10 protein-coding genes are annotated in these 14711 nt (G+C 66.9%); 9 read left to right on the top strand and 1 reads right to left on the bottom strand.

The annotated features are described in order from the left end of the window. Nucleotides 1-54: 54 nt before the first annotated feature. The 6 genes from CDN36_RS07715 to CDN36_RS07690 all read left to right on the top strand — a co-directional run bounded on the left by CDN36_RS07715 (nucleotide 55) and on the right by CDN36_RS07690 (nucleotide 7835). On the top strand, nucleotides 55-972 hold the full coding sequence (locus CDN36_RS07715) for a LysR family transcriptional regulator (protein WP_287496406.1): 918 nt from the start codon (nucleotides 55-57) through the stop codon (nucleotides 970-972). Nucleotides 973-1379: 407 nt separating this feature from the next. Beyond that, nucleotides 1380-2975 carry an EAL domain-containing protein gene (locus tag CDN36_RS07710; protein WP_150556860.1) on the top strand — a complete coding sequence of 532 codons (1596 nt, stop codon included), beginning with the start codon at nucleotides 1380-1382 and terminating at the stop codon, nucleotides 2973-2975. Between the two features lie 286 nt (nucleotides 2976-3261). Continuing rightward, nucleotides 3262-3528, top strand: coding sequence for a hypothetical protein (locus CDN36_RS07705; RefSeq protein ID WP_287496405.1), 267 nt, complete (start codon nucleotides 3262-3264; stop codon nucleotides 3526-3528). A 665-nt stretch (nucleotides 3529-4193) separates the two neighbouring features. Continuing rightward, a complete protein-coding gene (locus tag CDN36_RS07700) occupies nucleotides 4194-4733 on the top strand; it encodes a cysteine dioxygenase family protein (protein ID WP_287496437.1) in 540 nt (179 codons plus the stop codon). A gap of 278 nt (nucleotides 4734-5011) precedes the next feature. Then, nucleotides 5012-6364 carry an MFS transporter gene (locus CDN36_RS07695; protein ID WP_287496404.1) on the top strand — a complete coding sequence of 451 codons (1353 nt, stop codon included), beginning with the start codon at nucleotides 5012-5014 and terminating at the stop codon, nucleotides 6362-6364. A 259-nt stretch (nucleotides 6365-6623) separates the two neighbouring features. Beyond that, on the top strand, nucleotides 6624-7835 hold the full coding sequence (locus tag CDN36_RS07690; protein WP_287496403.1) for a multidrug effflux MFS transporter: 1212 nt from the start codon (nucleotides 6624-6626) through the stop codon (nucleotides 7833-7835). A 103-nt stretch (nucleotides 7836-7938) separates the two neighbouring features. Here the strand turns inward: CDN36_RS07690 and CDN36_RS07685 are convergent, their stop codons facing one another. Beyond that, complete coding sequence (locus CDN36_RS07685) at nucleotides 7939-10299, bottom strand: cytochrome P450/oxidoreductase (protein ID WP_287496402.1); 2361 nt, start codon at nucleotides 10297-10299, stop codon at nucleotides 7939-7941. 331 nt (nucleotides 10300-10630) lie between these two features. On the opposite strand from CDN36_RS07685, the gene CDN36_RS07680 reads away from it, so the two are divergent. From CDN36_RS07680 to CDN36_RS07670, 3 genes are all read left to right on the top strand, one after another. Further along, nucleotides 10631-11563, top strand: a complete 933-nt coding sequence (locus CDN36_RS07680) for an IclR family transcriptional regulator (protein WP_287496401.1) — start codon at nucleotides 10631-10633, stop codon at nucleotides 11561-11563. 329 nt (nucleotides 11564-11892) lie between these two features. After that, the gene (locus CDN36_RS07675; protein WP_287496400.1) at nucleotides 11893-12915 is read left to right on the top strand and encodes a 4'-phosphopantetheinyl transferase family protein; all 1023 of its coding nucleotides are present in this window, start codon (nucleotides 11893-11895) and stop codon (nucleotides 12913-12915) included. A 128-nt stretch (nucleotides 12916-13043) separates the two neighbouring features. Further along, nucleotides 13044-14648, top strand: a complete 1605-nt coding sequence (locus CDN36_RS07670) for an ABC transporter substrate-binding protein (RefSeq protein ID WP_287496399.1) — start codon at nucleotides 13044-13046, stop codon at nucleotides 14646-14648. Nucleotides 14649-14711 lie beyond the last annotated feature (63 nt).

Here is a 14711-nt window from a genome sequence, read left to right as displayed (position 1 = left end):
TTTATGTATTGATCGCGCCAAACCCGGTGGGGCCGGGCGGACGGAGGAGCGGGCATGGAGTTGCGGCATTTGCAATATTTCATTGCGGTGGCCGAGGAGCGGCATTTCACGCGGGCGGCAGCGCGCGTGGGCATCCAGCAACCGCCGTTGAGCCTGCAGATCCGGCAATTGGAAGCCGAGCTGGGCGGGCCGCTATTCGTGCGTCTGCCGCGCGACGTGGCGCTCACCGAGCTGGGAGAGGCCTTCCTGCCTGAGGCGCGTCACATTCTCGAGCGCGTGGCGCGGGTCAAGCGCCGCATGCAGCAGATCTCGCGTGGTGAAGCGGGGCACCTCCGGATCGGGTTCGCGGGCGCGACGTATTTCGAGCCGCGCGTCCCGGCATGGATTCGCGACTTTCGCGCGCAATATCCCGACGTGCATTTGCATCCGCAGCAGAGCAACACCGCGAGTCTGCTGGCCGCGCTGGTGGACGAGTCCGTCGATGCCGCGTTCGTGCGCACGCCCGAGGACGTACCGCCGGGCATCGAGACGCTGCCGGTGGTGGACGAGCCCATGGTGCTGGCGCTGCCGCTAAGTCATCCCATGTGCGCTCGAAAGCGCGTGCCGCTTGCCGCGCTCGCGCAGGACGAATTCATTCTGCTGCCGCGGGAAATCAGTCCGTCACTGTACGACCGGACCATTGCCGCATGCGAGGCGGCGGGTTTTCGGCCGAAGCTCGGGCAGGAGGCGCCGCAGATCACGTCGATCGTGCCGATGGTGGCGGCAGGCTTCGGTGTCTCGCTGGTGCCCGCGTCCGTGCGCCAGATCCGCACGCCCGGCATGGGCTTCTGGCCGGTCAACGGCGACGTGCCGAGCGCGCCGATCAGCCTCGCCTACCGAAGCGATCACGGCTCGGCGGCGCTGGCCAACTTCATTGCGATGCTGCCTGCGGATTCGCCAGAGAGCAGCGACAGCGCACCGCCCGTCGTTTGATGGTCTTGGTGCAATGCCGGCATGCAGTTTCGCCGGCGGCGTGCGCATAGGCATCATCGACGTCCCCTTTGGCCGAATTGCGAAATTTCAGTGGCGTGGCCGGGCCATGTGAAGAAGCGTTAGGCGTCACGTTACCCGAGCCCCGACCCCCTTTCGTCCCACTGTCCGTATCCCTCGCAAACCCCGCGCCACGGGCGTTTGGCGGCAGGCAGGCGCAGGCGTTGTGCATCCGCGGCACATAGCGTCACGGTGTCGTGCACGGGCGGCGTGTGTGGCGCGCGCGACAGTGCGTTCGAGATCGTCGGCAATCCGATACATTCGCCAATTCGCTGCGCTACACTGCCGTCATGCCTCGCCGCGAGACCGGTAGGGTTCGACGGTAGGCGCCACATGGACGCCATCTCCCCATGCGTACATTCCGAAGACTGACGCGCTGGCTGCCGTTGCTGACGGCTGTCGCGGCCGGCATGCTCATCATGCTGATGGTCGGGCAGATCATCCAGACGCGCATCGACGACTTCCGCCTTCGCGCCTACGTGCAGGACATCATGGGGTTCATGCGCGATGCGTCGCTCTCTGGCAGCGACGCACTGCAAAGCGCGCTGGACGGTGGCGCCGAACCGTGCACCGATGCCGACATTCTCGCGCTGCGCCGCGTGGCCATGCGCAGCCCCTACTTTCACGATATCGGGCGCGTTCACGATTCTCGCCTGCTGTGCTCGGCCGTGGCGGGCCGCTTCGATCCCAAGCCCGTTCTGCCACCGCCCACTCACGAAACCCGCGCCGGCGTGAAGCTGTGGCACACGCTTACCGGAGTGGTCTCGCCCGGCGTGCAGGCAAACGCCATGGGCATGGGCGACGTCGTGGTCTTCAGCCCGCCCGTGCTGCCCGAGCGGCTGGCCATGCCGCCACCGGGATTTGCTTCGGTGGCGTCCACGAGCGACATGCGCTTTCAGTTCTGGGCAGCGGGCATGTACGGAGATCAATTGCGCATTCGCCTCGGTGAACGATCGCCGTGGTTCGACTTCACGGCGCTGCGCCGCTATTCCGCGTGTGCGAGCGCCGTGGATGTATGCGCCTCGGCCGTCTACGTCGCCTCGCGCATTACCGACAATCCGCTGCTGTTTACGCTGGCGTTGTGCATCGGCGGCATTGGCGGCGCCGCCGTGGGCGCGTCGTGGCGCTCGCGCCGGCGTTACCGCATGTCGGTGGACTGGGTCACGCAGCACGCGGCCGAGTCGGGCGGCATCCACGTCGCCTACCAGCCGCTCGTGCGGCTGCGCGATCGCAAGATGGTCGGCGTGGAAGCGCTCGCGCGACTCAACGACAATGCCGGTGCGCCGATATCGCCCGAGCTGTTCATCCCCATTGCCGAGCGGCGCGGCGTGATCGGGCTCGTGACCCGTCAGGTCGTGCGCCGCGCGCTCGTGGAAATGCATGGCCGCGCACTGGCCGACCCCGAGTTCCACATCAGCCTGAATCTCGCGGCGACCGACATCGTCGACCCCGCGTTCCACGCTTATCTCGACCACATGTCCTCGGTGCTGCGCGTGCCGCCTGCGCAAATCGCGCTGGAAATCACGGAGCGTTCGACCGAGAACATGACGCTTCTGAAAGAAGCGCTCGACCGCTTGCGCCTGGACGGTTATCAGGTTCACATCGACGATTTCGGCACGGGTTTCTCGAATCTGGCGTATCTCTCCAAGCTCAACGTCGATGCGCTCAAGATCGATCGGATGTTTACGCAGGCGCTCGGCACGGACACCGTCGGCAATACGATCGTGGACCAGATCTGCAAGATGGCGGCGCTGCTCGAGCTTGGCGTGATCGTGGAGGGCATCGAGACCGAAGCGCAGGTTGCGTACTTGCTCGAGCGTTATCCGGACGTCGTGGGGCAGGGCTGGTATTTCGGTAAGGCCGTGCCCGCTGGCGACGTGGGGGCGATGGCGGGAATGAAGACCACGGCGGCGCCGGTGCGTTGGCCGATCGAAGGGGGCGCGTGAGCCGCGGCGGCGGGGATGTGAGGGCGCGCGCGACGAGTTGCCGGCCGTCGGCAGTCCGTGTGCGTCGCATCAGGCAAATTACGGAGAATAACGACACCGATTCGGGACTACAGTGGAATCACCGTGGTCCTGATGTGCCCCCGACCTCCACGGACTATCCGGCTCGCCGCTTCTGCGGGCCGCTTTTTTTTGTGCGCTTGCCGCAAATCGTGAACATGTTACGATTTCCCGAAAAACAGCATTGGCCCGGCAGTTCCATAGCTGTCGCTTTACCGAAGGGGGACATGTGGCTCAATCATTCCGTTTTTCCTGGCACTATGTCAGCAGCACGCCGCCCGGGCGGCCGTTCGACCTCGAGGGCGCCGTCACACCACGCGCGGATGAGCGTTTCGATGGCGCTGTCGACGCCTACTGTGAAGGCAACTACATCGGGCGCTGCGAGTACTCGAGCATTGAGGCGAGCGATGCGACCGGCGCCGCCGAGCAGATCCGCAAACGCATCGAGCGCCGCATCGAAGACCGCGTAGCGCGCGAGAACGGTACGGCGCACTGAGCGCAAGTCGGCCCCGGATTCACATCGGTCGGGTCATCAAGCCGCGGGTGCGGCCTCCCATGCCGGCGACGGCAGCAACGGCTCTCTCAAGCCACTCGGGCCGCGCTCCCAGGACAATCAAAACGATACGTTGGACTACGGCGTCGTGGCGCGCGGCGACAAGCCCGCGTTTGCGGTGACGATGGGAGCGCGCCGTCCGGCGACGCGCGCGATCCGTTTGATGCGAGCATGCGCAGGGGGCGCAACGCGGGGGCAAAAAAAACGGCCAGCGCGTTGCTGGCCGTGAAATCCACCAGGAGGAGGTGGAGGAGACAGGTGCAACTATATCAGGGAAATCCCTAGACGGGTAAACCTTTGGCAAAAAAACTTGTAGAAAAACCACAGCTGCGACAATTCGTCGCTTTTTTGCATCACTGTGGGCCATTTGGGCCATTCTCAAGGCCCATAGGGGATTGCGGCGCGTGACCCGAGCGTCGTCCCGTGGCCGGGATGGAGAAAAACCACAAGAACGGTGCGCGGGCGCGAAGGCCCATGCCGCGCCGATGGTGTTCGAGGAGATGACCATGGCGTTTCCCACTATCCCCGCCCCGCGCGGCCCCGCCGGTTCCGCGGACGCCGCCGGTGTCGCGGACCCACTCGGTCCCCTGAGGGATTTCATCGTCACCATGACGCATCTCGTGGCGCAGGCGCCGGACGAGGCCGTTCTCATCGCGCAAGGGCGCGCGGCGTTGGCCAAGCTCGTCTCCCGTGACGGATGGCTGCCCGACGCCTGCGCGCAGCCCGACCCGGCGCGCTACACGCAGTACCGGCTCTACGTCGATCCGCAAGCCCGCTTCAGCGTGGTGAGTTTCGTGTGGGGGCCAGGACAGTCGACGCCCGTTCACGACCACACCGTCTGGGGGCTCATCGGCATGCTGCGCGGCGCCGAGGATTCGCTGCCGTTTACCGTCTCGGCCAGCGGCGGGCTGCAGGCCGCGCCGCAGGCCGTGCGCCTGCAGCCCGGGGACGTGGAAGCGGTCTCGCCCACCCTCGGCGACATCCATCAGGTCCGCAACGCGTTCGACGATCGCGTCTCCGTGAGCATCCACGTGTACGGCGCGGACATCGGCCGCGTGGCGCGCTCGGTGTATCTGCCCGACGGCACGCGCAAGCGCTTCGTCTCGGGCTACGCCAACGCCGAGGCCTCTGCGCTCGTGAGCCTCTGAAGGTCACGCCACGTTTCGTGGCATGTCACGGGAATCGCCGCGGTGCGGCACGCCCGCCTAAGTGTTTACACTGAGCATCGATTTACGTTCAGCAATATAAACTTCCGCAAAGCGTAATTGACGTGCGGCAGGGAGGACATGTCGTCCTCCCGCCGGGCGCACAATGCCTGGCCGCCCGGCGCGCGGCGGCCCGGACCCGATGCGAGGCAATGCGGCAAGCCGCCGGCGCCTCGAGCGGGACGTCGTGCCATGAAGTTGCGAGAACGTTTGGAGACAGAATGAAAGCAGCAGAAGTCAATGTGGGCGCATTGATCGACGAGAGTCGCCTCGGCGCCTACCAATGGTGGGTGATCGTGTTGTGCGCGATGTGCCTGGTGGTCGACGGCTTCGACGTGCAGGCCATGGGGTATGTGGCGCCGGTGGTGATCCGCGAGTGGGGCATTGCCAAGGAAACGCTCTCGCCGGTGTTCGGCGCCGGCCTGTTCGGCATGCTCGTGGGGTCGCTGACGTTCTCGGCGCTGGCCGACAAGCTGGGCCGGCGCCCGGTGCTCATCGGCGCCACGCTGTGCTTCTCGGTGTGCATGATCGTGACCGGTTTTGCCAATACGATCACCGAGCTCGTGGTCTGGCGCTTTGCCGCCGGCCTCGGACTGGGCTGCATCATGCCGAACGCCATGGCGCTCGCCGGCGAATACAGCCCGCGCCGCATTCGCGTGTCGCTCATGATGATCGTGTCGTGCGGCTTCACGCTCGGCGGCGTGGTGGGTGGCCTGATTACCGCAGCCATCATCCCGAGCCTGGGCTGGCGCGCCGTGTTCTATATCGGCGGTGCGATTCCCCTGGTGCTTGGCCTGCTGATGTGGGTCTCGCTGCCCGAGTCGATCCAGTTCCTGTTGTTCAAGAAGAGCGACCGCGCGCGCATTCGCAAGCAGCTCATGCGCGTGGCGCCGGGTGCCGACGTGCCTGTGGACGCCAACTTCGTGCTCGACGAGCAGAAGGCCAGGGGCGTGCCGTTCGTCGAGCTGTTCAAGGACGGCCGTGCGCGCGTCACGCTGCTGCTGTGGATCATCAACTTCGCCAACCTGCTCGACATGTATTTCCTGTCGAACTGGCTGCCGACGGTGATTCGCGACGCCGGCTATTCGACGCAGGTCGCCGTGATGGCCGGCACGGCGCTGTGGGCCGGCGGCGTGATCGGCACGCTGCTGCTCGGTCGCGTGATCGACCGCGTGGGCTTCACGAGCGTGCTTGCCGTCACGTTCCTCATTGCCATCGCGGCCACGGCGGCCATTGGCAATCCGGTCGTGATGGTGTCGATGGTGGCGGTGTTCGTGGCGATCTTCTTCGCGGGCTTCTCGATCATTGGCGGCCAGCCGGCGCTCAACGCGCTCGCCGCGACCTACTACCCGACCTCGCTGCGCTCGACGGGTATCGGCTGGAGCCTGGGCGTGGGCCGTATCGGCTCGGTGCTGGGCCCCGTGCTCGGCGGTGCGCTCATGCATTTGCAATGGTCGTCGTCGTCGCTGTTCCTCGCGGCCGCCGTCCCGGCGTGCGTGTCGCTGATCGGCGTGCTGGCCATTGCGCGCACGCAGCGCGGCGGCGCGAGCCTGCGCACCGCGCCGGCCAACTGATCAGGCAGACGCAGGCATAAACAGGCATAAGCAGACGTTAGTGGTGCAATAACGATCGAGTATGAAAGCGCAACGCCCGCCGGCGGTATCATGGCGGGCGTTGTGCCGTTTGCCGCGGTGGTGCGACACGCGCGCGTCCGACCGATGCGCCACCGCGTCCGCGGCTTGACGACTTCACGGTTCCACGGTTCCACGGCTCCACGGCTCCATGGGCTTCGTCCCCCCACGCGGCGCGCCGCGTGCGCTCACCATAACGACAATGACATCGACGTCCGAACTCTCTCCTGCGTTACCTTCCGAGCGCGTGCTGCTGGGCATTCTCGGTCTGTTCATGATGATTGCGCCCGCGTCCACGGACATGTACCTGCCAGGGCTCGTGACAATGCGCCATGAGCTTGGGGCGAGCGCGGCGGCCACTCAGCTCACGCTGTCGTACTTCTTTCTCGGGTTTGCGTTCGGACAGTTGCTGTGGGGGCCGCTCGCCGACCGGTTCGGGCGCCGCCGACCGATGGCGGCCGGCATCGCGCTGTACATCTTCGGCAGCGCGGGCTGCGCGTTCGCCGACAGCATCGATCACATGATGATGTGGCGCTTCGTGCAGGCGCTAGGCGGTTGTGCCATGCCGGTGATCGCACAGGCGATCGTGCGCGACGTGTACGGGCCGCGCAACAGTGCCCGCGCGTTCTCGATCATGCTGCTCGTGATGAGCGTGGCGCCTATCGTCGCACCGCTCGTTGGCGGGCAGATGCTGCGCTTGACGAGCTGGCGCGTGATCTTCGGCATTCTCGCCGCGTTCGGTGCGGTGGCGATGCTCGCGCTGTGGCGTCTGCCGGAGACGGGCGCGGCGCAGGCGCGCACGCAGGGCGGCCCGCGCGCGGTGGCCATGTCGTACTGGCACCTGCTGCGCGATCCGCACTTCGTGGGCTACATGCTCGCGGGGGGCGCTGTGTTCGGCGCCTCGTTCACGTACATCACCGGCACGCCGCTGGTGTACATGGAGTACTTCCATGTCTCGCCGCAATTCTTTGGGGTGCTCTTCGGCATCAACATCGTGGGCATGGCCTCGATGACCATGTTCAACTCGCGGCGTGTGGGACAGATCGGCGCTTACCGGCTCATGCGCATCGGCATCATCGGCTGCGCCATCGTGACGTCGGTCCTGTGCGCGATAACCTGGCTGGGGATTGCGATCCTGCCGCTGATGGTGGCGCTGCTGTTCCTGTTCATGTCGCTGCGCGGCATCATCACGGCGAACTCGGTGGCCGGTGCACTGGCCAATCACCCGACCCGCGCCGGCGCAGCGGCGGCGCTCGTGGGCAGCGTGCAGTACGGCCTGGGCTTCGCCGCGGGCGGCCTGCTCGGCGTGCTCAACGACGGCTCGCCGCGCCCGCTCGCGACGGTCATGTGCGGGTTCTCGCTGCTGGCGCTCGCCGCCATGCTGATGATGCGGCGCCCGGCGCAGGCGCGCTGAAGCCGCCGATCGATGAAAAAGAGCGCCGTGTGAGCGGCGCTCCTTTTCGTTCGCACCCGCCGCCGGGACGGCGGCGAGCCGGGATGAGCTTCGCGTCAGCGCGTCACAGCGCGAGCACCAGCTTCTTGCCGCAGGCGCGCGAGCAGCACGACATCATCTTCGTGTTCGCATCGCGCTCGGCGCGCGTGAGCACCACGTCGCGATGATCCACCTCGCCCTCGAGCACCTGCACTTCGCACGACCCGCACAAGCCTTCCTCGCAGTCGCTCTGCACGTCGATGTTCGCGGCCCGCAAGGCGGTGAGCAGCGTCTGATCGGCCGGCACCGTCAGGGTGATGCCGGAGTCCTTGAGCGTGACTTCGAACGCATGTTCCTTTTCCGGATCGAGCGTGCCCAGCTGCGACTGGAAATGCTCCACGCGCAACGTGTCCTCCGGCCAGTGCGCACAGCATTCGGCCAGTCCTTCGAGCATGCGCACGGGGCCGCACGCATAGACCTGCGTGCCGGCTTGCGGCGCCGCGAGCAACTGCGCGTAGTCGGCGCGCCGGCCTTCGTCCCTCACCCACAGATGCAGACGCTCGCCATGCAGCGCCTGCAGTTCCTCGACGAGCGCCATCGTGCGCCGGCTGCGGCCGCTGTAATGGATCTCGTAGTCCATGCCGATCGCCCGGGCGCGGCGTGCCATCGCCGCAATCGGCGTCACGCCGATGCCGCCCGCCACGAAAATCGCCCGCGGCGTGCTCTCGTCCAGACGGAAGTGATTGCGCGGGCCACGAATGCGCAGCCGGTCGCCGACGCGTACCTGCGTATGCACCCAGTTCGAGCCGCCGCGGCCTGCCGGCTCGTGCAGCACGGCGATTTCGAAAACGCCGGCGTTCGCGGGGTCGCCGCACAGCGAATACTGGCGCGAGAGGCCCGTGTCGCCGCACTCGACATCGATGTGCGAGCCCGGCGCCCAGCGCGGCAGCGCGCGGCCGTCCGGCGCGACGAGGCGCAGCTTCACGATACCTTCGGCCGCCGGCGTGACCGACTCGACCACGACCGGGCGCGTCACGCTGTGGCCCGACGGCTCGCCGATGCGCACCGGCGCGCGGCGCTCGAGCACGCTCGGATCGCGGCGCTCGGGGTTCTGCGCCGGGTCCCATTCGACCCACAGATGCTCAGGCCCGCGGAACGACGTGTTCGGCACGTATGTGAACTTCTGCTCCGAGAGCTTCATGTGGGGCAGGCGGCGCGTGAATTCCTCGAGGAAGATCTGCATCTCCATGCGCGCGAGGTTCTTGCCCATGCACTGGTGCGCGCCGTAGCCAAAGGTGAGCTGGTCGCTCGCGTTCTCGCGGCGAATGTCGAACAGATCGGCGTCGGCGAAGTGGCGCTCGTCGTGATTGGCCGACGACGAGACGATCAGCAGCTTCGATCCCGCCGGGATGTCCACGCCGCCGATGGTCACGTCTTTCGTGGCCAGACGGCGCCATGCGGCCACCGAGCCGTTGTGGCGCAGGCACTCTTCTACGGCGTTCGGAATCAGCGACGGGTCTTCGCAGATTTCCCGCCAGACGTCCGGGTGCTGCAGCAGCAGCTTCATGGCATTGGCCGTGGCGTTCGCCGTCGTCTCGTGCGCGGCCACGATGCCGGCCATCATCATCGAGTGCAGGTACGAATCGGTGACGACCTCCGGATATTCCTTCTGTTTGCGAATGCCGTATTGCATCCAGCCGGGGCCGTCCGGGTTCTGTCGCATCTTCTCGAGAATCTTGCCGGCGAGCTGCCAGAAGTTGCCCACGGCGTGGGCGACGGCCACCTGCTCCTCGGGCTTCGGGCGTCCCCAGGTGTTTACCGTGTGCGCGATGGAGTATTCGCGCAGCTTGTCCATGTCCTCTTCGGGCACTCCGAGGAAGTGCAGTGCGACGGTGAGAGGGACTTCCCAGAGCATCTGGTCGACGAGATCGGCGCGGCCGTCGTCGATGAAGCGGTCGACGTACTCACGCGCGAGCTGCCGCACGAGCGGCTCGTGATGCTTGAGGTGCTCGGGGGTGAACGGCTCCATCAGCACGCGGCGGCGCGGCATGTGCGCGGGCTCGTCCTCGTTGACCAGCGTGCGATTGAGCGCGAAACCGTAGGACGCGAGCACGGCGTTGGCCTCGGGTCCCGTCGGCGTGATCTTCTCCAGCGCGATCGACGGGCTGAACGTGATGTTGTCACGGAAGATCGCCTTGATGTCGTCGTAGCGCGTCACGACCCAGTAGCCGAGCTTTGGGCTATAGAACACCGGCTCCTGCTCGCGCGCCCAGCGCACGTATTCGGGCGGGTCCTGCTGATAGCCGTCCTCGAACGGATCGAACTCGGCCGCACGTGCGCTGACCGGGCAGCCGTTGGGCGCCTTCAACTCGGTGGTCTGATGAAACGGGCAGCCGCCAGCGCTCGCTGCGGCCGTGTTCGGGGTGGGGGCAATCGATTGACTCATCCGTTCACGCTCTCTCGGTCCGGTGTGACGGCGACCCCGCAGGGACTCGCGACGCCACACGCAATGAAACAAGTGTAGAGGAGCGTCCGGCCCGCGCCCAGTGCGCCCAGTGCGCCCGGTGCGCCCACGTGAACCGCGGTGGCGCCGGCCCGGACGTCTCCTCATTCGATGCGATTTGTCTGATACCGCGGGTCTCGCGCTGACAGGGAGTCGCATTCTCTTGATCTGATAAGCGTAAATATAATACGCATTGCGTAAATAGGTGGACTGGGGTTAACCTCTAGACGCGCCCATGTCGGGCGCCGTCGATTTGCATCTTAAAATCTCGCCGATGACGACAATCAAACGATCCACAGTCGGCCGCCCGCGCAGCGCCGCCTCGCTCTCCCGCACCGCCGGCGGCGTCGGCGCCGCCGGCCTCGACGCTGCCGAAGACGCGAGCCATGCGGACGGCGCCGGCGCACCCCGCGAGCGCGGACGGCGCCAGCGCGTGCAATCGGCCGAGACCGGCATGGTCGTGCTCAAGGGACTGGCCCGCCTGGGCGGTCGGGCGAGCCTCACCATGCTGGCGCAGCACGTGCAGCAGAGCCCTGCCAAGGTCCACCGTTATCTGATGAGTCTGGTGGAGGAGGGGCTGGTCGCCCAGGACGCCGATTCTCAACACTATTACCTCGGTCTCGAAGCCATGCTGATCGGCGTGGCCGCCATGCGCCAGGCCGACCCGGTGCGCGCCGCGGAGCCCGCGCTGGTGCGTCTGCGCGAGGCGTTCGACGTCACCTGCTTCATTGCGGTGATGGGCAACAAGGGGCCGACCATCGTGCGCTTCGAGGAGCCGGGGCTGCCGGTGACGATCAACGTGCGTATCGGCTCGGTCATGTCCGTGCTGTGGTCGGCCACCGGCCGCGTGTTCCTCGGTCTGCTCGACGATCCACAGGTGCTGGCAATGGCCGAGCGCGAACTTGCCGGCGCGACACCCGAGCACCGGGCTGAGCTCGATCCGGTCGACCCGATTGGCGCCTTGCGGGCATCGGTGCGCGCGACGCAGGCCGCGAGCGTGCGCGACACCAATCTCACCGGCATCAGCGCGCTGGCCGCCCCTGTCTTCAATTACGACGGCAGGCTCGTCGGCGTCATCACGGCGCTGGGTGCGACCGGTGGCTTCGATGCTCGCATGGACGGTCCCATCGGCGAGGCCGTGCGGCGCGAGGCGCTGGCCGCAAGCCACGCCCTCGGCTACCGGCCGCCACTGCCCTCCGGCGCCTGAAATCGGGGCGCCGGCCCCGGATCCTGCCTCGGGCGTCTCCGGCATTGCCTGCGTTTCTCGCCCTCTGGCGGCGGATACGGTCGTGGGGCCGGCCGTTGCCCGACCCGCGTCATTCCCAGGCCTTTCGCCACGCTGATGACGGGTGTCCTTGTGCTATTATTTGATAATGATTCTCATTTGCAATTTTGATTGCAGGCATGGCCGCCGATGACGCACCGTTGTCCGGCGCCCGCGCCGGCCCCGACGCGCCCGATGCTCGCAAGCGAGGCCGGGCGCACCGAGGCAAGCGCGGGCGGCGTCATGGGAGACCTCGTCCGTGGAGGCCGTAAATGTTGATGCTGAAACGAACACTCGATCTGACGCCGCGCGTGGCCTCGATCCCGACGCCGTCGCTCATGTATGTGCCGCTGGGGCAATTCGGGCAGGGCGAGCGGAAGCTGACGGGCAGCGGGCGCCCCCGCGCCCTCGCGGGCCGTGACGCGGCCGGGGCAGCAAGTGGCGCGGTGGGTGGGGCAGCAGGCGGCGCAGCAAGCGGAGCAGCAGGCGGGGCAGCAGGCGGGGCAGCAGGTGGGGCAGCAGGTGGGGCAGCAAGCGGAGCCGCCGCGGCCGCCTCGTCACCGCTTCCCCACTGTGCCGGCGACGAACTGTGGCTCTGGCGCTTTTTGCTCGCCGGGCGCCCGTTCGTCGCGACAGGCGCGGCCGCCGGCGGCCCCGACGATGGCGCCACCTGGCTTTCGACGCCCGAACACGCGCACGCGCGGCGCTTGCCACGCACGCAGATGCGCCATCGCTTTCTTGCCGAGCGCATTGCGATGCGCTGGATCTTTGGCCGCTGGTTCCGCTGCCCGCCCGCCCAGGCGCCCGTGCCGGACGCCACGCCAGGCGCGTCGTCGATGGTGTGCGACGGGCCGCAGGGCAGGGTCTGGATCGACGTGGCGCACGCTGGCTTATGGCTTTTCGTCGCGCTCGGACAGGGGCCGCTGGCGCTCGCCGCGCATGCGCCCGCACCGGGCGGCGCCGACGGGGCATCACCCTCGGCGGCGGCCGGGGCGCCGGACAACCCGCTCGCACGGTCGCGGGACGCGGCACACCGGCTGTGCCTGGCCCGCCTGGCGGGCGAGGGAAGCGAAGGGGTCGGAGGGGTCGGAGGGGGCGCAGAAAGTGGCGCAAGCCAAGGGGACGCGTGCGCACCGGGCGCCGACATACCATTGCTCGCCCATCCCTACGTCAGCGTGCCCTACGCAGGACGCACGCGATATCTCTACGACATGTCCGTGAGTTCGCGCCTGACGGTGGTTGTCGCGAGCGACAGCTTCGTGCACCGGGTGTGCGCGTTCGGTTGGCAGAATTGACGGGCGGCTTAGGCATTGCGCACCGTCGATATATGGATATGCGGCGCGAGAACGGCAGGTGTCCTGAATTTGCGCTATTCTGCGCCGTTGTTGTGCCATCCGCCATCGACTTCCTGGAGAAGAAGCTCATGCGTCGTAGCTCGCGTCATACTCTCGCCGCCGTTCTGACTGTCCTGTCACTGCCGCTCGTCCCGCTCGCGGCTCACGCCAAAGCCCTTACCGTATGCACCGAAGCCAGTCCCGAAGGCTTCGACGTCGTGCGCTACAACTCGCTTACCACGACCAACGCGTCCGCCGACCCGGTATTCAACCGCCTGGTCGAATTCGACGCCGCGCAAGCGAAGGTGGTGCCGAGCCTGGCGACCAAGTGGGAAGTGAGCCCCGACGGTCTGACCTACACGTTCACGCTGCGCCCGAACGTCAGCTTCCACAGCAACGATCTTTTCAAGCCGACGCGGCCGTTCAACGCCGACGATGTCGTCTTCACCTTCGATCGCATGCTCGACGACAATGCGCCGTGGCACAAGCTCACGCCGTCGGGTTTCCCGCACGCGCAGTCGCTCTCGCTCGGCAAGCTGATCAAGTCCGTGCAGAAGGTCGACGCCAATACGGTGCGCTTTACACTGTCCGAGCCCGAGGCCACGTTCCTGTCGATGCTCTCGATGGGCTTCGCGTCGATCTACTCGGCCGAGTATGCGGACAAGCTCATTGCCGCGAGCAGGACCGACGACCTCAACGCACGTCCGATCGGCACCGGACCGTTCGTATTCCGCAGCTATCAGAAGGACTGCGTCGTGCGTTACGATGCCAACAAGGCCTACTTCGGCGGCGCACCCGCTTCCGAGCGCCTCATCTACACGATCGTGCCCGACGCCGCCGTGCGTGCGCAGAAGGTCAAGGTGGGCGAGTGCCAGATCGCGCTCTCGCCCAAGCCGCTCGACGTGCAGGCCGCGCGCAGCGACAAGGCGTTGCGCGTGGTGGAGACGCCCGCGTTCATGACGGCCTTCGTCGCCATCAACACGCAGCACAAGCCGCTCAACGACGTGCGCGTGCGCCAGGCGCTGAACATCGCATTCGACAAGCCGAGCTACGTGAAGCAGGTTTTCGAGGGCACGGCGACGCCGGCGGTCAACGTGTATCCGCCGAATACGTGGAGCTATGCGAAGAACATCGCGGACTATCCGCACAGCGTCGAGAAGGCGAAGAAGCTGCTCGCCGAGGCGGGTTTGCCCGAGGGTTTCGAGACGACGATCTGGACGCGTCCGGGCGGCAGCCTGCTCAACCCGAACCCGCGCGTGGGCGCCGAGATGCTGCAAAGCGACCTGGCGAAGATCGGCGTGCGCGCGCAGATCAAGACGGTCGAGTGGGGCGAGCTCATCCGCCGCGGCAAGGCCGGCGAGCATGATCTGCTGTTCATGGGCTGGTCGGGCGACAACGGCGATCCCGACAACTTCCTCACGCCGCAATTCAGTTGCGCGGCCGTGACGTCGGGCACGAACTTCGCCCGCTTCTGCGACGCCAATCTCGACAAGCTGATCAGCGACGGCAAGCGCACGCACGACATTGCCGCACGCACCGCCAAGTACCAGGCCGCGCAGAAGACCATCAAGGAAGACGCGCTGTGGATTCCGCTGGCGCATCCGGTGGCCGCGGTGATCACGCGTGCCGAAGTCACGGGCTATCAGGTCAGCCCGTTCGGCCGCCAGAACTTCGCGAGCGTGAAAGTGAAGTAAGCCGCCAGAGCCGCACCTCCCGGCGGTCATGCCGGGATGCGGCCGTCGGCGCCCCGGCCGCCG

The organism is Pandoraea sp. CB10b_02 (genome assembly GCF_002216225.1).
Taxonomy (GTDB): Bacteria; Pseudomonadota; Gammaproteobacteria; order Burkholderiales; family Burkholderiaceae; genus Pandoraea; species Pandoraea nosoerga.
Note: the sequence above shows the minus strand (reverse complement) of the source record. Positions and strands in the feature narration are given on the sequence as shown.